The organism is Stutzerimonas kunmingensis, assembly GCF_014764705.1.
GTDB lineage: Bacteria > Pseudomonadota > Gammaproteobacteria > Pseudomonadales > Pseudomonadaceae > Stutzerimonas.
Genome location: NZ_JACXXG010000039.1, coordinates 14,656 through 32,034, shown reverse-complemented (window position 1 = coordinate 32,034; position 17,379 = coordinate 14,656). Strand labels below are relative to the sequence as shown.

16 protein-coding genes and 1 pseudogene are annotated in these 17,379 nt (G+C 56.3%); 6 read left to right on the top strand and 11 right to left on the bottom strand.

The window, feature by feature from the left end:
* The first annotated feature begins 172 nt into the window (after window positions 1-172).
* Window positions 173-397, top strand: coding sequence for a hypothetical protein (locus IEG05_RS20425; protein WP_046621566.1), 225 nt, complete (start codon window positions 173-175; stop codon window positions 395-397).
* A gap of 534 nt (window positions 398-931) precedes the next feature.
* On the opposite strand, the pseudogene tnpC (IEG05_RS20420) reads toward IEG05_RS20425, so the two are convergent.
* Window positions 932-2,122, bottom strand: a pseudogene (gene tnpC, locus IEG05_RS20420) (IS66 family transposase); the annotation flags it as partial.
* A 350-nt stretch (window positions 2,123-2,472) separates the two neighbouring features.
* Between tnpC (IEG05_RS20420) and IEG05_RS20415 the strand changes: the two are divergent.
* The 5 genes from IEG05_RS20415 to IEG05_RS20395 all read left to right on the top strand — a co-directional run bounded on the left by IEG05_RS20415 (window position 2,473) and on the right by IEG05_RS20395 (window position 7,228).
* Complete coding sequence (locus IEG05_RS20415; protein WP_046622467.1) at window positions 2,473-4,314, top strand: copper resistance system multicopper oxidase; 1,842 nt, start codon at window positions 2,473-2,475, stop codon at window positions 4,312-4,314.
* Between the two features lie 12 nt (window positions 4,315-4,326).
* Window positions 4,327-4,629 (top strand): hypothetical protein, encoded by a 303-nt coding sequence (locus tag IEG05_RS20410; RefSeq protein WP_014822233.1) that lies wholly within the window; start codon window positions 4,327-4,329, stop codon window positions 4,627-4,629.
* The gene (locus IEG05_RS20405) at window positions 4,619-5,617 is read left to right on the top strand and encodes a copper resistance protein B (protein WP_191122635.1); all 999 of its coding nucleotides are present in this window, start codon (window positions 4,619-4,621) and stop codon (window positions 5,615-5,617) included. Before IEG05_RS20410 ends, IEG05_RS20405 begins: the two co-directional genes overlap by 11 nt.
* A 9-nt stretch (window positions 5,618-5,626) precedes the next feature.
* A complete protein-coding gene (locus IEG05_RS20400; protein WP_191122634.1) occupies window positions 5,627-6,436 on the top strand; it encodes a c-type cytochrome in 810 nt (269 codons plus the stop codon).
* A 462-nt stretch (window positions 6,437-6,898) separates the two neighbouring features.
* Window positions 6,899-7,228, top strand: coding sequence for a four-helix bundle copper-binding protein (locus IEG05_RS20395; RefSeq protein ID WP_003283205.1), 330 nt, complete (start codon window positions 6,899-6,901; stop codon window positions 7,226-7,228).
* Between the two features lie 833 nt (window positions 7,229-8,061).
* On the opposite strand, the gene IEG05_RS20390 is transcribed toward IEG05_RS20395, so the two are convergent.
* From IEG05_RS20390 to IEG05_RS20350, 10 genes are all read right to left on the bottom strand, one after another.
* Window positions 8,062-8,718, bottom strand: a complete 657-nt coding sequence (locus tag IEG05_RS20390; RefSeq protein WP_042919441.1) for a methyltransferase family protein — start codon at window positions 8,716-8,718, stop codon at window positions 8,062-8,064.
* Window positions 8,719-8,721: 3 nt separating this feature from the next.
* Window positions 8,722-9,036, bottom strand: a complete 315-nt coding sequence (locus tag IEG05_RS20385) for a DUF2933 domain-containing protein (protein ID WP_042919442.1) — start codon at window positions 9,034-9,036, stop codon at window positions 8,722-8,724.
* A gap of 44 nt (window positions 9,037-9,080) precedes the next feature.
* On the bottom strand, window positions 9,081-9,434 hold the full coding sequence (locus tag IEG05_RS20380) for a cupredoxin domain-containing protein (protein ID WP_042919443.1): 354 nt from the start codon (window positions 9,432-9,434) through the stop codon (window positions 9,081-9,083).
* Window positions 9,435-9,460: 26 nt separating this feature from the next.
* The gene (locus IEG05_RS20375) at window positions 9,461-11,707 is read right to left on the bottom strand and encodes a heavy metal translocating P-type ATPase (RefSeq protein ID WP_042919444.1); all 2,247 of its coding nucleotides are present in this window, start codon (window positions 11,705-11,707) and stop codon (window positions 9,461-9,463) included.
* Between the two features lie 126 nt (window positions 11,708-11,833).
* A complete protein-coding gene (locus tag IEG05_RS23400) occupies window positions 11,834-12,055 on the bottom strand; it encodes a MerR family transcriptional regulator (RefSeq protein ID WP_224742925.1) in 222 nt (73 codons plus the stop codon).
* Window positions 12,033-12,239: a MerR family transcriptional regulator gene (locus tag IEG05_RS23395; RefSeq protein ID WP_224742924.1), complete on the bottom strand. Its 207-nt coding sequence runs from the start codon at window positions 12,237-12,239 to the stop codon at window positions 12,033-12,035. The genes IEG05_RS23400 and IEG05_RS23395 overlap by 23 nt, the downstream gene beginning before the upstream one ends.
* A 574-nt stretch (window positions 12,240-12,813) precedes the next feature.
* Window positions 12,814-14,373 carry an IS66 family transposase gene (gene tnpC / locus IEG05_RS20365; RefSeq protein ID WP_046622430.1) on the bottom strand — a complete coding sequence of 520 codons (1,560 nt, stop codon included), beginning with the start codon at window positions 14,371-14,373 and terminating at the stop codon, window positions 12,814-12,816.
* Between the two features lie 61 nt (window positions 14,374-14,434).
* Window positions 14,435-14,770 (bottom strand): IS66 family insertion sequence element accessory protein TnpB, encoded by a 336-nt coding sequence (gene tnpB / locus IEG05_RS20360; RefSeq protein ID WP_046622429.1) that lies wholly within the window; start codon window positions 14,768-14,770, stop codon window positions 14,435-14,437.
* The gene (tnpA, locus tag IEG05_RS20355) at window positions 14,767-15,102 is read right to left on the bottom strand and encodes an IS66-like element accessory protein TnpA (protein WP_023911066.1); all 336 of its coding nucleotides are present in this window, start codon (window positions 15,100-15,102) and stop codon (window positions 14,767-14,769) included. Before tnpA ends, tnpB begins: the two co-directional genes overlap by 4 nt.
* A 509-nt stretch (window positions 15,103-15,611) precedes the next feature.
* Window positions 15,612-17,378 (bottom strand): hypothetical protein, encoded by a 1,767-nt coding sequence (locus IEG05_RS20350; protein ID WP_224742923.1) that lies wholly within the window; start codon window positions 17,376-17,378, stop codon window positions 15,612-15,614.
* Window position 17,379 lies beyond the last annotated feature (1 nt).

Genomic DNA, 17,379 nt, shown 5'->3' with positions numbered 1-17,379 from the left:
AACCCTGCTCACGCATGCGTAGGGCCGTGGAGCGCTTTTCACGTTGTTCTTGGGGGCTGAGTTTACGGGCATCTATTTTCATGGAGACAGATTATCTAATATGCCCTATTTATTTGCCAGGTTAATAGCTACATCCACGGTGGCTGTGGCTGGCTCGGCTACGGATAGCCCCATGCGCCACGATCACACTATCGGTGACGGCCATCAAGTCATGATGGATCTGCTCAAAACTGGAAAAGTATTGAGCGTGACGCCGATGAGGACTAAAACAAAAGGTCCGGAGGTGCCCAAGTTAACGGGGAACGTTCAGTCATACGAAATTAGGATACGCACGCCAGATGGAAAGCTTCATGCGGTAGAGTTCCGAGGTATGCCGGACAGTATCAACAAGCGCTAGTTTTTTCCAGCAACAAGAGCAACAAGTATCATATCTTGATAAGTTAATTAGCTCATCAGGCGAGGTAGCACATAAAGGCCCGCCGCCGTTGATCTGAGGGTCGCGGTAGGGATGGCAGTTACCTGCCACCCCCCCCCCCGCACAGATCCGTACGTGCGGAACTATCGCATACGGCTCCTGCCTCAGGTTCGTGACGTGAAGCGTTCCTCCGGATAGGGATGTGCAGGTCTGGCTGCACTGCTTGAGGGCTTGCCGCCATAGGGGGCAGACAGTTGCCCGAAAACCGTCAAGGCGGAGCAGGTTGCCCGGCACCGCGTGGTAGTTGAAATAGCCGCCAACCACCCGATTGAGCCACTGCCCTTGAGCCCGGACGGGCTCATGACGCGTCGACGTTGGAGTTCGTCCCGGATAGCCAGCAGCGTCGCACGCATCCGCTTCTTCGCCGTCAGTCGCAGCACTTGGAAGTCGCCGTTTCTTTTGGTGCTACAGCAGTGCGTGAACCCCAGGAAGTCAAAAGTCTCCGGTTTGCCCAAGGTCGCGCTGGGCCAGCATCTTATTTTTGAAGCGCGTTGAGGGGCGGCGAGGACCCTTCCTGTCGTATCCGCCACCGATCCTCAGCACTCAAGTCGCGCGCTTGCCATTCTATTTCATAGAGGCCGGCGGTCGAGTGCAGCGCCTGCTGGCCAACTGGTTTTTGTTCGCCACATGCAGGTCGTAGAACTTGCGCCGGGCGTGGGCCATGCAGCCGATTTCGGTGATGCCTTGCTCGAAGCTGGCCTTGTAGCCGGCGAAATCATCACAGACCAGCTTGCCGTCCCAGGAACCGAGGAAGTGGCGTGCGTGTTCGCCGGCACGGCTCGGGCTGAAGTCGTAAACCACCGCCTTTAGGTCGGCAAAGGGTGTGGTGCAGTAGGCCCAGACGTAAGCCCGATGGGTTTTCTTCTCGCCCGGGGCCAGCATTTGTACGGGGGTTTCGTCGGCGTGGATTACGCCTTGCGCCAGTACCGCTTCGCGCAAGGCGTCGACCAATGGCTGGAGCTGCACGCCGGTTTGTCCGACCCACTGTGCCAATGTCGAGCGCGCGATAGCCAGACCCGCACGGCCAAAGATCTTCTCTTGCCGGTACAGCGGCAGATGGTCGGCGTATTTGGCCACCATGACATGAGCCAGCAGGCCGGCAGTGGGGATGCCTTTGTCGATCACCTGGGCCGGTACGGGTGCCTGGATCAGCGTCTCGCACTGGTTGCAGACCCACTTGCCTCGGATGTGACGTTCTACCGTGAAGGTGCCCGGGGTGTAGTCGAGCTTTTCGCTGACGTCCTCGCCGATCCGCTTGAGCTGGCAGCCACAGGCACACTGGGTGTTGTCCGGCTCATGATGGATCAGGGTTCGTGGAAACTGGGCTGGCAGCGGCGCACGCTTGGGCTGCTGGCGGGGTTGGGCGGTGACGGGCGCCGGATGCAGCGCCTTGAGCTCGGCCTCGATGGCTGCGATGTCCGTATCGATCAGCTCATCGAGCAGGCTGATCTGGTCGGGGCTCAGCTGCTCGCTGCGCTTGGCGAACTTGTACCGCTTGAGCAGTGCGATTTCGTGGGTGAGTTGCTCGATCACTGCTTGATCGCGGTGGATCTTTTTGCCCATCGTGTCGACTTGCGACAGCAACTGCGCGGCCAAGGCGCGCAGCTGTTCAGGTGTCAACTCGTTGAGATCGGGTGCGCAAGTCATGCCGCTGATTGTCGCAAAAGCAGCTAATCAGAGGCGATTGAGCGATGGGCTAATGGCAGGCGCTACAGCACCGTGATCGATCCGCCCGAGCCCATCCGCTGCCAAGGCAAGCCAAGTACCAAGTAACGCCACCTTAAGTGACCGGAACTCTGATCGCAGGCGTTTTCTGGGGCGCTTTAAGCTTACAAAAAATTAATCATGCGTCTCCCTTCTGCATGCCATAGTTAAGGACAATGGCAAGTCGCTTGATTAGCCAGACCATGCGCGAGCTTCTAAGATCGATCAACGCTGGCAACACCAACCTTACGGCTGGTTTCGGCTTGGCTCCTTAGTTTGATTGGAACCTACACATGCAACGTAAAACCTCTAGGCGAACCTTTGTTAAAGGCTTGACTGCCGCAGGCCTCCTTGGCGGTCTTGGCTTGTGGCGAGCTCCGGTCTGGGCAGTGACTAGCCCAGGCCAGCCCAGCGTACTAAGTGGCACGGAGTTCGATCTGCTGATTGGGGAGACGCCGGTCAATATCACCGGCGCGGCCCGGACAGCGATGACTATCAATGGGACCATCCCAGGGCCGCTTCTACGTTGGCGTGAAGGGGATACCGTCACGCTGCGCGTCAGGAATAAGCTGAGCGAAGATACATCGATTCACTGGCACGGCATGATCCTGCCGGCCAACATGGATGGCGTGCCTGGATTGAGCTTCCACGGCATCGCTCCCGATGGCATGTATGTCTACAAGTTTCAGGTTAAACAAAACGGTACTTATTGGTACCACAGTCATTCAGGCCTACAAGAGCAGGTTGGTGTCTATGGCCCGTTGGTCATTGATGCTAAGGATCCCGAACCGTTCAGCTATGACCGCGACTATGTCGTCATGCTGACCGATTGGACCGATGAGGATCCCGCTCGAATCCTTTCTAAGCTCAAGAAGCAGTCAGATTATTACAACTTCCACAAGCGCACCGTCGGAGACTTCATTAACGACGTGAGCGAAGACGGCTGGGCCGCTACGATTGCGAATCGGAAAATGTGGGCTCAGATGAAGATGAGTCCCACCGACCTCGCCGACGTAAGCGGTTACACCTATACCTATCTAATGAACGGCCAAGCACCAGACGGGAACTGGACCGGTATCTTTAAGCCCGGCGAGAAGCTTCGCCTGCGGTTCATCAATGGCTCGGCCATGAGCTATTTCGATGTCCGCATTCCAGGGCTGAAGATGACTGTAGTCGCAGCCGATGGCCAATACGTCAACCCAGTTAGCGTCGACGAATTCCGCATTGCCGTGGCAGAAACCTACGATGTGATTGTCGAGCCTGCGACCGAGGAGGCTTACACGATCTTCGCCCAATCGATGGATCGCACAGGATACGCCCGTGGCACGCTAGCGGTTGCCGAAGGGCTGAGCGCTCCTGTTCCAGAAACCGATCCTCGACCACTAATCACCATGGACGACATGGGGATGGATCACGGCAGCATGGGCGGTATGGCGGGCATGGACCATGGCGGCGACATGGGCGCGATGGACCATAGCAACATGTCCGGCATGAACCACGGTGACATGCAAGGGATGGGCGACATGGGCGCAATGGCCGGCATGGATCACAGCAAAATGGGTGGGATGTCCGGGATGGACCACTCTGGAATGGCTGGGATGAGCGCAGGTATGCAATCGCACCCGCCCTCAGAGTCCAATAACCCACTGGTGGACATGCAGACCATGAGCCCAACTCATAGGCTGAACGATCCCGGTATTGGCTTACGAGACAACGGCCGCCGAGTCCTGACCTATAGCGACTTGAGAAGCACTTTCCCCGATCCGGACGGCCGTGAGCCCAGTCGGACGATCGAACTCCATCTCACCGGCCACATGGAGAAGTTCTCCTGGTCATTTGACGGTATAGAGTTCTCTGATTCGGAGCCCCTGCGGCTCAAATATGGCGAGCGGGTACGCATCACTTTGGTCAACGACACCATGATGACCCATCCGATTCATCTGCATGGTATGTGGAGCGATCTTGAGGATGAGAATGGAAAGTTCATGGTTCGCAAGCACACGATCGACATGCCTCCAGGTTCGAAGCGCAGCTACCGCGTGACAGCCGATGCACTCGGGCGTTGGGCTTATCACTGTCACCTACTGCTTCACATGGAAATGGGCATGTTTCGTGAAGTCCGAGTGGACGAGTAAGAGGAACTTTATATGGGAAATTTTATGAAGCGTAAAACTCTTATCGGCAGCGCGTTAATGTTCAGTCTGCTGGGCGTAATGAATATATCAGCTGCGTTTGCAGAGCAAACGCATGATCAGCACAAGCAACCATCGGCTTCGTCGCAAAATTCAGGCAACAAGCCGGCATCTCAGACACAAGGCTCCTCTAACTCAGAAATGGACCACGGCGACATGGGTCATGGCTCGATGGACCATGGTGAAATGGACCATGGCAAGATGGATCATGACCCGAAGGCTACTGGTACTGAGGTGGATTCGCACCATGACCACTAGATCTTCTCGCTTTGCTCTTATTGCGCTCGGAGTTTCGTTGAGCGCAGCGGCTGGACGGATAGCCAACGCCGCCGAGATGATGGATCACTCGATGCATCAAACCCCTCCTATTCCGGCAGCTCAAGCCCCTGCATCTTCTGCCAAGCCCGCGGCAATGAATCATGGCTCCGGTGGGCAAATGGACCATTCTGCAATGGGTCATGGTGCGATGGACCATAGCAAGATGAACCATGGCCAAATGAAGCATGACGATACGCTCGAAATGCCCGGCATGGTTCATCCCTCGTTCATTCCAGTATTGACCGATGCGGATAGAGAAGCGGCTTTCCCTGGTCTTCAAGGTCATACGGTCGATGACAAGTATCTGGCCTGGTTCCTTCTGCTAGATCAACTTGAGTACCAGGACGCAAATGAAGGTAGCACCCTCAGTTGGGAAGCTACTGCCTGGGTTGGTGGCGATATCAATCGGTTCTGGTTTCGCTCGGATGGTGAGCGAACGAATGGCGTTACTGAAGACGCGGAAATTGAGGCGCTTTACGGGCGTGCAATCAGTCCCTGGTGGGATGTAGTAGCAGGTGTTCGCCAGGACTTTAAGCCCGAGTCGCCGCAGACGTGGGCGGCTTTAGGCCTTCAGGGGCTGGCTCTGTATGGATTCGAAGCGGAAGCCACCGCCTTTGTTGGTGAAGGTGGGCAGACAGCAGCACGCTTAGAAGGCGAATACGACATCCTTCTAACGAACAGGCTCATCCTCCAACCGACTGCCGAGTTCAATTTCTATGGCAAGGACGACCCAGCGCGCGGAGTAGGCGCTGGTCTTGCAAACACAGAGGTGGGGCTACGCCTCCGATACGAAATTGTTCGTGAGTTCGCACCGTACATCGGCGTCACCTGGAACCGGGCATACGGCAATACCGCTGATATGGCGAGAGATGAAGGCGAAGATGCAGATGAGGCGCGGTTCGTTGCTGGCATCAGGCTTTGGTTTTAAGGACTTTCAATGAAACGAATAATTATTAGCTTCGTTACCTTCTGCGCACTAGGCCTGTTGATATTGGCCGGTGTTGTTTTTACAGGACTGATTAATGTTGCCGCGGATGATCCTCATACGGAAGCCGTATACGCTTTCCTGGAAACTGCTCGCAATCGCTCGATTGAGGTTCGCTCCGAAGACATAGTCGTGCCATCTCTCGACGATGAAGACCAAATCCGCGCCGGGGCGGGGAACTACGACTCGATGTGTGTGGGTTGTCACTTGGCGCCAGGCATGGCTGAGACCGAGCTAAGCAATGGCCTTTATCCCGCTCCACCCAGCCTGGCTGAAGCGGGGCTATACGGTGACCCAGCAAAAACATTTTGGGTCATCAAGCATGGCATCAAGGCCACTGGGATGCCTGCGTGGGGTAAAAGCATGGCTGATCCGTACATCTGGGGAATGGTGGCTTTTCTGCAGAAGCTTCCTGAGCTAGATGAAGGAGCGTATCGAGCACTCGTTGCGTCTAGTAGTGGTCATCAACATGGTGGTGGGGAAACCCCAGCTGGGCACGGTGAGCAACACGGTGAGATGGCCTCGGACGACCACCATCAGGGCGACAGTAGCAGCTCGGATCACCATGGCCCTAGCAGCTCGGGTGGTGCTGCCGGCCAATCAAGCACCGGTCATCATGGTAATGACGCAAGCGACGATCATCACGCGTCAGCGCCGCCCCAGGTGGCCCAGCCAAGCACTGACCATGACCGTGCCGATGCGGAGGACAGATCTCCGACAACAAGCGATGTCCACGCAGACGGGAAGCACCACAAGCACTAACTGCACGGCCTACGCTGTTCTGAGCGAAGCTCTAGATACGCGGCACCAGGAGGGGCGATCCAGGCAATACCAGCTGTCGACGCAACGGTACCCTTACCAACGCTTCCGTTCCAAATGTTGCCTCGTGAGACGTGTCACTTCACTCAGTGAGCGGCTTGGCTCTGGATCCTTATGGACGGCTCCCTGTCGTCATTACAGGGGGCTGATCTCATCTCGTTATCCACCTAAAGAGAGGTTAACGAGGCAGTCGGGCTAACAAGCAGCTGACACTCTGGCGGCTCTCACTTGCAGACCTTCCGAATAAATATCCGTCACCAGGCGAACCTTACAGCATTGTAATTAAGTTGGTCGAACCGGGCGCGACAAGGGCATGTCGTATTTTCTGTGGTTGCTAAGACGCTGATGCGACAATTCAGCGAGTAGGCCACCGTCGAATACAACTATCGAAACCTGGAGAACGCAATGACAAATTCAATGTTCACTTCCTGCATCCAAGCTTGTTCGAACTGTGCCCTGGTGTGCGAAATGTGCGCCGCTGCTTGCCTACGCGAGGATGACGTGAAAATGATGGCTCGATGCATCGAGCTTGACCGTGACTGCGCGGACATCTGCGCGTTGGCCGCCACCCTGATGAGCCGTGAAAGTGAGTACGCAAAAGAGTTCTGCTCCCTTTGTGCAAAGATCTGCCGGGCATGTGGTGAGGAATGCGCGAAACATCAGATGGATCACTGCCAAGAGTGTGCAAAGGCGTGCATGAACTGCGCTGAGGAATGTGAGCGTATGGTTGCGTAACACCCATAACTCAATGCTCTGGCACAACCACGCTGGTGGTGCCAGAGCCGGAAAGTCAGAATCAAAAGCAGACTGCCTAGTACCGAAAAAACGCACACGCTACCGTCAATAGCCAAGAGCGAGTCATCCGCTCAAACGTCTACCAGTAGTAAAGAAAGCCCAGGGCCCGTTGTTATCGCATTCGCTGTTCTCTTCTCTCTCTGAGCGAATCGCGGCGGAAATCTCGCACCGCTGGCAAACTGAAAAAGCACCGCCTGCATTAACGACGACAGCTTCAATCTACGAGCCAATACCATCCGGCAGCGGTGTGTATGGTGGCGTACGTGCACTTAGGCGTGGGATGTAGCTACCTGAACGCAATCGATATAACGGGGCGGCGATAAGTCCAATGAGAAACACTCAGACGATGCTTGCTCTCGCTCATCACTCATCTCCCATTGGACTCTGAACACTATAACTGATCGCACCGGCGGCACTTTGGTAGCATCCCTCACCCCTCGTCCTATCTCTGTCCCGTGTGCAACCGTACTGGCAATAAGCCGCCTACAGCTTTCATGACCAACAGCAGTCACCTTTGCGCTTGTTACTGCCGGAATCATAAAGCCCTTGTTGGTTGGAAGTGGATGCAGGTTCGAAAGTGGCACGAGTCGGGGTACTGGCAGCCGCCGCAGTTCATGTCATTTTCGTCATCTGCGCCTGATCCAATATCATGCCACCAGGCTTGTCTTTGCCTTGCGTGCTATTGCTATGTTGATGATACTCATTGGCAATTACAGAGTAGCCGGTGCGGTGGCGATGACAATGCCTGCAATGAACCTTTCATGACAACCTCATCAGGTTCTACTGGTACCGGGTTGAAGAGTTTTAATTGTTGGAATCCAGGCCGGTGTGTTGTGCATATAGGTGCGGTATTCGTCGCCGAATTCTGCGAGCGCCATTTGTTCTTCGCGCTTGGCCAGTCGCACATACACCACCACTAATATCGGGAACATCACCAACGTGGGGATAGTCGGCCACTGCAGTAAAAAGCCGAACATGATCATGATAAAAGCGAGATATTGCGGGTGACGGCAGCGGGCATACCAGCCAGTGGCGGCCAGTGATCGGCTCTGTTGGGCCTTGTGCAGTACTGCCCACGCTGAGGCGAGCATAAAAAACCCCAGGACGATGACAAGGTTGCTAGCAATATGCAGCGGGTCCCAGTGAGCGTTACCCTCGAAACCTAAAAGGGTATGCCACAGATGACCGTTTTCATGGGAAAGGAAATCCACCCCCGGATATTTTTCAGTCAGCCAGCCCGACAGAAAATAGATGCTCAGTGGAAAGCCATACATTTCGGTGAACAGCGCAACCACAAATGCGGAAAATGCGCCCAGGCTGCGCCAATCGGTATTACTTTTCGGCTTGGTAAAACTGAACGCAAAAAAAATGAAAATAATTGAATTTAAGATGACTAACGTCCAGAGACCATAAGCGGATTCATTGTGCATATCCTAGCCCCTTCTGTGTTGATGGTGGTCAGTCTGATGTTTGCCCGCTTCCAGCCCACGTTGATAGGCGGCACGCCTGACATCACTGGCATCACCGGACATGGTCTCTGACGTTTCTGCACCGCCCTGCGCCCTCCTGCCATGTCCACCGTGCATAAAGATATGCATCAGCGGGCACAGCAAAATGATTAGAATCGGCAAAAATGCAAATACATGTTGGCGATGCTCCACCAGCAGAAAATAACTGACTGCCCCGATCAGACCCAACGCAGCTAGCCCTTTAGGCGACCACCAGAAAGAACTTTTTTCGTTACTCATATCCTGTCTCCACGCTGAAAGAAAATTCCGGCCTGCCGCCTGCTTTATTTCACGTGCAAGGCACCACGGTACATTTGCATCTGGCAATGAAAGGCATAGTCACCGGCCTTCAGCGCTGGCAGAGCAACTTGTATGGGTTTGTTCAGGGGGAGGGTTTCGCTGATATCCAAGCCAGGCCACAACACCACCTCGGAACAAGGCGATGCATCCTTGCGCAAAAAGGTAAGGTTGACCGGAGTATTGGCCGGCACTTGAATATTGGCCGGCGTATAGCCGCCGTTTTCCACGACGACCAGCAAACCCTGCTCGTTTAGGGCAACTTCCTGCGGCTTATACAGCCAGAACCACCAGACGATCAGGGCAATCAGGGCCAGTCCCGCAATATTGATCAGCCACATGGTTTATATCCCTCGCGCTATGACAGTTAATGTTCCTGCGCCTTGAACAGGCGCAGGCGATTGGCATTGGTTACTACGGTAACGGAGGAAAATGCCATAGCAGCGCCAGCAATGACGGGGTTCATCAGCACGCCTAGCACCGGGAACAAGACACCGGCAGCTACCGGCACGCCAGCAACATTGTAGATAAAGGCGCCAAACAGGTTTTGCTTGATATTGCGCAGGGTAGCCTTGCTCACTGCAATGGCATCAGCCAGACCGTGCAGCGACCCGCGCATCAGGGTGATATCCGCGCTTTCAATCGCCACATCGGTACCCGTGCCGATGGCAAAGCCCACGTTGGCCAGCGCCAACGCCGGTGCATCGTTGATACCGTCACCGGTCATGCCGACAATTTCATTTTGCATCTGCAGTTCGGCCACCTTGTTGGCCTTGTCTGCAGGCTGAACTTCGGCAAAGAACTCGCTAATACCCACCTTTTCCGCCACGGCTTTGGCGGTGGCGCGGTTGTCGCCAGTGAGCATGACCACGCGAATGCCATTCTTCTGCAGACGCTTGATGGCCGCAATAGAATCCTCCTTGATGGGGTCGGCCACCGCGATGATGGCGGCAAGCCGCCCGTCCACCGCAAAATACATAGGCGTTTTGGCTTCACTGGCTAGATGCTGGGCCGTTTCGATGAACTCACCGACATCGATACCGCGCTCACGCATCAGTTTTTCATTGCCGAACAGCAACGCCTGGCCGACGGCCAGTGCTTCCACACCTTGACCGGCAATGGCATTGAATGACTCGACCTTGTCGAGGGTTAAATTCCGCTCCTTGGCCGATTCAACAATGGCCAATGCCAGTGGATGTTCTGATCCGGACTCCAGGCTGGCTGCCAGTTGCAGTACCTGGTCCTGTTTGAAGCCGGTCTGGGTCACAATGTCGGTAACCTTGGGCGAGCCCAAGGTGATGGTGCCGGTTTTATCCAAAATCATGGCGCTAATCTTGGAAGCGGTTTGCAACGCCTCACCGTTGCGGATCAGGACACCCGCCTCAGCCGCTTTACCCACTCCCACCATAACCGACATTGGCGTAGCCAGGCCGAGTGCGCAGGGGCAGGCAATAATCAACACAGTCGTGGCCGAGACGATGGCAAAAGCAATGGCCGGTTCTGGCCCGAAATTCAGCCAGGTTAGCGCGCTCAGCACTGCGATGATCATCACAACCGGCACAAAATATGCTGAGATTGCATCAGCCAGGCGCCCGATGGGCGGCTTGGAGTTTTGCGCACGCTTGACCATGTCGATGATCTGCGCCAGTGCCGTGTCTTTGCCCACGCGGGTGGCCTTGAAGACCAGCGTGCCGGTTTTGTTAAGGGTTCCGGCCGCCAACTTGTCGCCAGTGGATTTTTCCACCGGCATAGGTTCGCCGGTGAGCATGGATTCATCCACGGCGGTGTGACCTTCCCGCACCTCTCCGTCCACCGGAATCTTTTCACCGGGGCGTACGCGCACCAAATCGTTGAGCAACACCTGTTCGATCGCAATATCCAATTCTTCGCCGTCGCGAATCACCCGTGCGGTTTTCGCTTGCAAGCCGATCAGGCGTTTGACAGCTTCGCTGGTGCGTCCGCGCGCTTTCAGCTCCAGCGCCAGCCCCAGATCAATCAGACCGATGATGATGGCAGTGGCTTCGAAGTAGACATGCCGCGCCATCAGAGGCACTGCGTCCGGTGCGAAAACCACCACCATGGAGTAGAGCCATGCCGTGCCGGTGCCCAAGGCAATCAGGGTGTCCATGTTGGCGGAGTGATTTTTAAAGGACTGCCAGGAACCCACGTAAAAGTGACGACCCGACACGATCATCACGGCCAGGGTCAGCAGCCCCACCACCAGCCAGACAATACGCTCGACAGTAGTAGTCACCGTCATCTCGCCCACCACCAAGCTGTAGATCATCAGCGGCACACCCAGTGCCAGCGCGACCCAGGTTTGCCGCATCAGTTTTTGGTAATAGGCCAAATCGGCTTGTTCTTTTTCATCGAGCGCATCGCTTAGCGACTCACCGGCCATGGGTCTGGCGTTGTAGCCGGCCTGCTCCACCGCTTTCACCAACAACTCGGTAGCCGCTCTGCCCTGTACCTGCACCGTGCGGTTGGCGAAGTTCATTTCCGCCGTTTGCACGCCAGGCACGGCCATGAGCGCTTTTTCTATTTTGCCCACACAGCTGGCGCAGCCCGTACCTTCAATAATCAGGGTTTGATCGGTCGCCGTATTGCTGCTCACTTGGTTACCGGTAGGTGGCAGAGGGCCGTGATTGCGGGAAGCAGTGGGACTATGATTCATGGTTGAGTCCTTATTACCGAAGTCAGAATTAATACCGCCGAGGCGCCTGCAAGCTGAGCTTGGGCTTTACGAGGTAAAGTCTTCAATCAGATGGCAGAGGCTGTTGCCGCTGGGCAGCCGGTCTGGCTTACTGCCCCACTCGTTGAGTGCAGTGAGCATGCGCTTGCGCAGTTTTTGCATATCGTCAAACCGTTGCGTGGTTTGCTGCAGGCGCAGGGCAAACAGGTGGCGCACCGTGGGGCAGGCGCTTTTGCCTCCGTCGGCCTCATTTAGTATTCTGCGCAACATCGGCCACAGAAAAACCTAGTCGCCGTGCACTTAAAATGAAGCGAAGACGTTGCTCATCGCGTTCACGATATATCTTATAACCATTGGTTTGATCTTTTCCGGGCACTACAAACCCGGCACGGGTGTAGTAGCGAATGCTGTCGGCGCTAATTCCGAGCTTTTTAGCCAACTCGTTAACCCGCATCGTCGTCTCCTCACTGAATATTGCGATGCAAACACGGTGGACCATCTCAGCAGCCTGCACTTGATGCAGATCAACCTGCCGCGCCTAACCTAGGATTAGTTCTATTGTCTTGTACACCTGTGTGTAACACACAGGTCAAGCGACCACCCTGTGTAATAGGCACCTTGAGTACGAAATAGAGGCGGCTGCTGACTATGCTCCGGGCGAAATCCGCTCTCAACCAGGCACTCATGGCTCCAGCTTAGGCAACTCTTCCTTACAGAGGGCTTAGGCCAAGATTTCATTTCTGTAAGCGTCAGATAGAGGCGATCGACTCGCCCACACTTTAAGGCATTGACGTCGCAGCTGGCTGCTGAGCCTGCGTGATGAACATCTTAGCGGCCCCATCGAGAAACGGCCGTCCCAGTCTGTTCATAAGTAAGCGTCTAGCTAATTCACCTTGCGTATCTGTATCACAGGCTGCACGGGTAGCTGTATCACACGCTGAACGCCCGCCGTGTATCACATCGTGAACGCCTAAAAATCAGTGCGAGACTATTACGGGTAGGCTGTTTGGGGTGATACACCGCTGTGGTTACATGCCTGCTTCAGGCTGTATCCACTGATGCGGCAGCAGTTGACTGATTTCGCTTGCCCGCTGCGTTGGTAGCCGCATGAGCACGCCCTTCAGGTAGGCGTACGGATCGTGACCGTTGAGGCGTGCTGACTGGATCAGGCTCATGATCGCAGCCGCCCGTTTGCCGCTGCGTAGTGAACCGGCAAACAGCCAGTTCGAGCGCCCCAATGCCCAAGGCCGAATCTGGTTCTCGACCTGATTGTTGTCGATGGGCACGGCTCCATCTTCCAGATAGCGCGTCAGCGCTAGCCAGCGTTTTAGGCTGTAATCCAGGGCTTTTGCCGTGGCTGATCCATTGGGCACCCGATCACGCTGGGCCAGCATCCAGTCATGCAGCGCATCGAGGATCGGTGAAGACTTTTCCTGGCGTATTCGCCAGCGTTCTTCATCGCTCATGTGCCGTGCTTGCCGCTCGATTTCATACAGCCCGGCAATGGAGTGCAGCGCCTGTTCGGCTAACTGGCTTTTGTTCGCTGAGTGCAGATCGAAAAATTTGCGCCGGGCGTGGGCCATGCAGCCAATTTCGGTGATGCCCTGCTCGAAGCTGGCCTTGTAGCCGGCGAAGTCGTCGCAGACCAGTTTGCCATTCCACTGACCCATAAAATTGCGCGCATGCTCACCTGCACGGCTTGGGCTGAAGTCATAGACCACGGCCTTCAGGTCGGCGAAGGGTGTGGTGCAGTATGCCCAGACGTAAGCCCGGTGGGTTTTCTTCTCGCCAGGGGCCAGCATTTGCACGGGGGTTTCGTCGGCATGGATCACGCCTTGCGCCAGTACCGCCTCGCGCAGGGCATCGACCAATGGTTGGAGCTGTACGCCGGTTTGTCCGACCCACTGCGCCAATGTCGAACGCGCGATAGCCAGACCCGCACGGCCAAAGATCTTCTCTTGCCGGTACAGCGGCAGATGATCGGCGTATTTGGCCACCATGACATGAGCCAGCAAGCCGGCAGTCGGGATGCCCTTGTCGATCACCTGGGCTGGTACCGGCGCCTGGATCAATGTTTCGCACTGGCGACAGGCCCACTTGCCACGCACATGCTGTTCGACGGTGAACACGCCAGGCGTGTAATCCAGCTTTTCGCTGATGTCTTCGCCGATGCGTTGCAGCGGGCAGCCGCAGGCGCATTGAGTGTTCGGCGGCTCGTGACGGATCACAGTACGCGGAAACTGGGCTGGCAGCGGTGCGCGCTTGGGCTGTTGGCGGGGTTCAGCCGGAGCCGCCGGAGGATTGAGGGTTTTCAACTCCGCCTCGATAGCGGCAATGTCCGTGTCGAGCAAATCATCCAGCAGGCTGCCCTGGTCAGGGCTTAGTTGCTCGCTACGCTTGGCGAACTTGTGTCGCTTGAACCAGGCGATTTCATGGGTGAGCTGCTCGATGACGGTTTGATCGCGGTCGATCTTCTTGCCCATCGTTTCAACCGTCTTACCCAGCGTGTCGACTTGCGACAGCAACTGCGCAGCGAGTGCGCGCAGTTGCTCAGGTGTCAGTTGGTTGAGATTGGGCAAGGAAGTCATGCCGCTGATTGTGCCAGAGCAGGCGATCAGCGCAGATAAAGCGATGGGCTAATGGCCGGCGCTACAGCACTGTGATCGCACCGGCTGCACCAACCCGCTGCCAGGGTAAACCGAGCACCAAAGCCTGAAGCTGCTCGCTCTCGAGCTCGACCTCCGAGCCATGACGGATGCCTGGCCAGTGAAACTTGCCCTGATCTAAACGCCGCGCGGCCAGCCAGATCCCTACACCGTCATGCACCAACACTTTCATGCGGTTGGCGCGGCGGTTGGCGAACAGATAAGCACAGTGTGGCTTGGCCGCACCGAATACCGCCACTACACGGGCCAATGCGGTTTCGGTGCCGGCGCGCATGTCCATCGGCTCGGTGGCCAGCCAGATGCGATCGATGCGAATCATGCGAGCAGCCCGCGCAGCAAGCGTGTACAGCCTTCGCCGTCCTGCACCGGCCAGTGCACCGACAGACTGCCGGCGTGGTAGGGGATTTCGATTCGTATCGTTAGCTCTTCAGAGCTGGCCTGCTCTGAAGGCAGGATGCCGAGCGGCACCGGGATAAAGCGTGCAGATACGACCGGTAGCGGCTCGCGCTGCTTACGAATCCATTTATGCACCAGGTTGGCATTGAGCCCGTGGCTGAGCGCCACGCCGGCGACGGAAGCACCGGACTGGGCGCACTCTTCGATGACCTGGGCCTTGAAAGCCTTGGGGAATGTACGGCGCTGTCGAGACACGAAACCCTCCAGAAAGTGGCTTGAAATGGTGTCCACCAAAAATAGGTGCACACCATGCCGCTATCTGGAAGAAGCGGGGAGATGGGTTCGGCGGACGGTTACGTTCATAACTCCAAGGAAGTCATTGATCCATGCAAGCCGTGTCAGACCTGATCGGACGCCACTGTCGCGGAGGCACCGTGGAATTGGTAGCACCGGACGGTCGACGCTGGCGGTTGGGCTCGGGCAACCGGTGGCCGCAGTGCGGATTCGCGATCCGCCGGTAATTAGCACCTGACCTTAGCCGCAGCTTACATGGGCGGTCACTGGGAACCCCTAGAGGCCGACCTGGCCGAGGTGCTGCCGGTCTGCATCCGCAATCTCGGCAGTCTGGAACCCGGCTTCCCCGGCGTCCGCTGATGGGCACAGTTGGAAGAACGCAACACACGACTACACGCACGGGCCAGTATCAGCCATCATTACGACAACACGACGCCAGATCGGTGCTCCACACTGCGTCCGGTACTGCGCTAATGGTTCTGAAACAGCAAATGGTTAATGAGACGATGCTCTTCTGGCGTTGGTAGGGCAGTAGCGTCTACATTCCCAGCACCTACCGATTCCGAGTCTTTTGCGAAACCAGCCGCGGGGTGAAAAGCGCCATCGGCGTTGAAAGCAACCCAGCCGTACCATTCTCGGATGACCTTGGACGGATGGTTGCCCTCCATTGCAACATACCAGTCCGCCAGTCGGAAACGTTTACCGGCAAGTGTTGAGGTAGCCTTTTCGGCTCGAACCAACGCGAGATATAGCGGGTGCGGCAGCTCCTGTACGGCGCCGGTTTCGTCGAGTAAGAACGTGAACGAAGCGTGCGACCATTGCTCTGTAGAGCCGGCTCGCTTCTCTTCCTCCCCTAAGGTAAACACGGGGGCAAAACCGCCTCCCTCTGTTCTGAAGTTGGTCGTCTGGCCTTGGTAGACCCTGGCAGCGTTCCACTGCACCTCGCCAGCATAAGCGTACGCGCGCAGGTCAAACTTCATCGGTCGTACCTGAGGGTCGGCGACGGTTCTACGCTCGCCAGGAGCTACAAGGGACTGGGCGACGTAGTTTCCGCCAACGATTTCTTCCCAAACGCGCTTGGTGAGCTTGTCTCCTCGGTATGCACCGCGACTACCAAACCCGCTGACGGGCTTGAAGAAGAGGCTACGGCGGTTTTGCCAGAGGTGCTCTGCGTTACCATGCCCGACAGGCACGGTAAGCGGGACGTATTGGGCCAATACGGCTCGGATTTGCTGACCAACGCCAATCTCTTCCAAAAAACGTCCGTTGGTTAGGTCAACCAACCGGCGTTTGTCGGCATAAAGGGCATAGGCCTGAGGGTGCGGCGTTACCGTCACGACATCAGCCAAATAAGCGCTGCGCAGCGCGCTGCAATTGTCACCTTCCAGATAGAAGTCGGTGAGTCGGTTGTAGACAAGATCCACAGGCTTGCCGTGGACCAAGAGGCAATCGTTGTGAAAGGCCAGATCGGCTGGGTCTGCAATTATGCAGCCGATTCCTGCTGACTCGAATAACCGCTGAAATAGAAGAAACTCCGGATACAGGTATTGGGCTTGTGGGCTTTCATCTAAGATCACCAGGCGCCTGAGCGGTCGTTGCTCGCCGCTCGCAGACCATTCTTGGGCGAACATATGCAGAATCGATTGTTCGAAGCCTCCGGGCCATTCCTGCCCCGGCGATAGTCCGACTACGCCGCTGCAACAACTGCGCTGCGCGCGGGCGAGCAATACGTTTAGCATCGCTCCGCCCGCATTTGTGTTTATTTCGATGAGCCCAAGCTTGTCCTCATCCAGATGAAAATCGTAGCCAAAGAAGACGCCCCGCGCGTGACGAGGGTTGTGTTGCGCAATAGGGGGGGCGGAATCCAGAGCATGCTCGCGCCAAGCGGGCAAACTCACGGTTCGCTCGATGGCTTGGATGACCTCACGCACCTGACGCAGTCGCGACGGCGAAACAAATACCGGTCGAGCAGCAAATACATGGGGGCAACGTGACTTCAATAGCTCTGACAACTCGGGATTTCCAAGCTGTTCGGACAATGCATTTGTGAGCGCAACCTGATCCAGGCTCACGCAGAAGCACGCTTCGTTGAGCGCTGCGGCCGTCGTACCGCATTTTCTCGATGAGGACGCTGTCACGGGAACCTCCAGGATCAAACATACAGGTTCGAAAGGCGTGACCTCTTTCGGTTCAGCCAGGCATTTCTCTAAAGCGTAGGTCAGGGTCGTTGTGGGCATC

What these genes read in the sequence shown, in the direction of transcription:
- IEG05_RS20425 (WP_046621566.1), top strand. Translation starts at nt 173, where the DNA reads ATGCGCCACGATCACACTATCGGTGACGGCCATCAAGTCATGATGGAT.
- IEG05_RS20415 (WP_046622467.1), top strand. Translation starts at nt 2,473, where the DNA reads ATGCAACGTAAAACCTCTAGGCGAACCTTTGTTAAAGGCTTGACTGCC.
- IEG05_RS20410 (WP_014822233.1), top strand. Translation starts at nt 4,327, where the DNA reads ATGGGAAATTTTATGAAGCGTAAAACTCTTATCGGCAGCGCGTTAATG.
- IEG05_RS20405 (WP_191122635.1), top strand. Translation starts at nt 4,619, where the DNA reads ATGACCACTAGATCTTCTCGCTTTGCTCTTATTGCGCTCGGAGTTTCG.
- IEG05_RS20400 (WP_191122634.1), top strand. Translation starts at nt 5,627, where the DNA reads ATGAAACGAATAATTATTAGCTTCGTTACCTTCTGCGCACTAGGCCTG.
- IEG05_RS20395 (WP_003283205.1), top strand. Translation starts at nt 6,899, where the DNA reads ATGACAAATTCAATGTTCACTTCCTGCATCCAAGCTTGTTCGAACTGT.
- IEG05_RS20390 (WP_042919441.1), bottom strand. Translation starts at nt 8,718, where the DNA reads ATGCACAATGAATCCGCTTATGGTCTCTGGACGTTAGTCATCTTAAAT.
- IEG05_RS20385 (WP_042919442.1), bottom strand. Translation starts at nt 9,036, where the DNA reads ATGAGTAACGAAAAAAGTTCTTTCTGGTGGTCGCCTAAAGGGCTAGCT.
- IEG05_RS20380 (WP_042919443.1), bottom strand. Translation starts at nt 9,434, where the DNA reads ATGTGGCTGATCAATATTGCGGGACTGGCCCTGATTGCCCTGATCGTC.
- IEG05_RS23400 (WP_224742925.1), bottom strand. Translation starts at nt 12,055, where the DNA reads ATGTTGCGCAGAATACTAAATGAGGCCGACGGAGGCAAAAGCGCCTGC.
- IEG05_RS23395 (WP_224742924.1), bottom strand. Translation starts at nt 12,239, where the DNA reads ATGCGGGTTAACGAGTTGGCTAAAAAGCTCGGAATTAGCGCCGACAGC.
- tnpC (WP_046622430.1), bottom strand. Translation starts at nt 14,373, where the DNA reads ATGACTTCCTTGCCCAATCTCAACCAACTGACACCTGAGCAACTGCGC.
- tnpB (WP_046622429.1), bottom strand. Translation starts at nt 14,770, where the DNA reads ATGATTCGCATCGATCGCATCTGGCTGGCCACCGAGCCGATGGACATG.
- IEG05_RS20350 (WP_224742923.1), bottom strand. Translation starts at nt 17,378, where the DNA reads ATGCCCACAACGACCCTGACCTACGCTTTAGAGAAATGCCTGGCTGAA.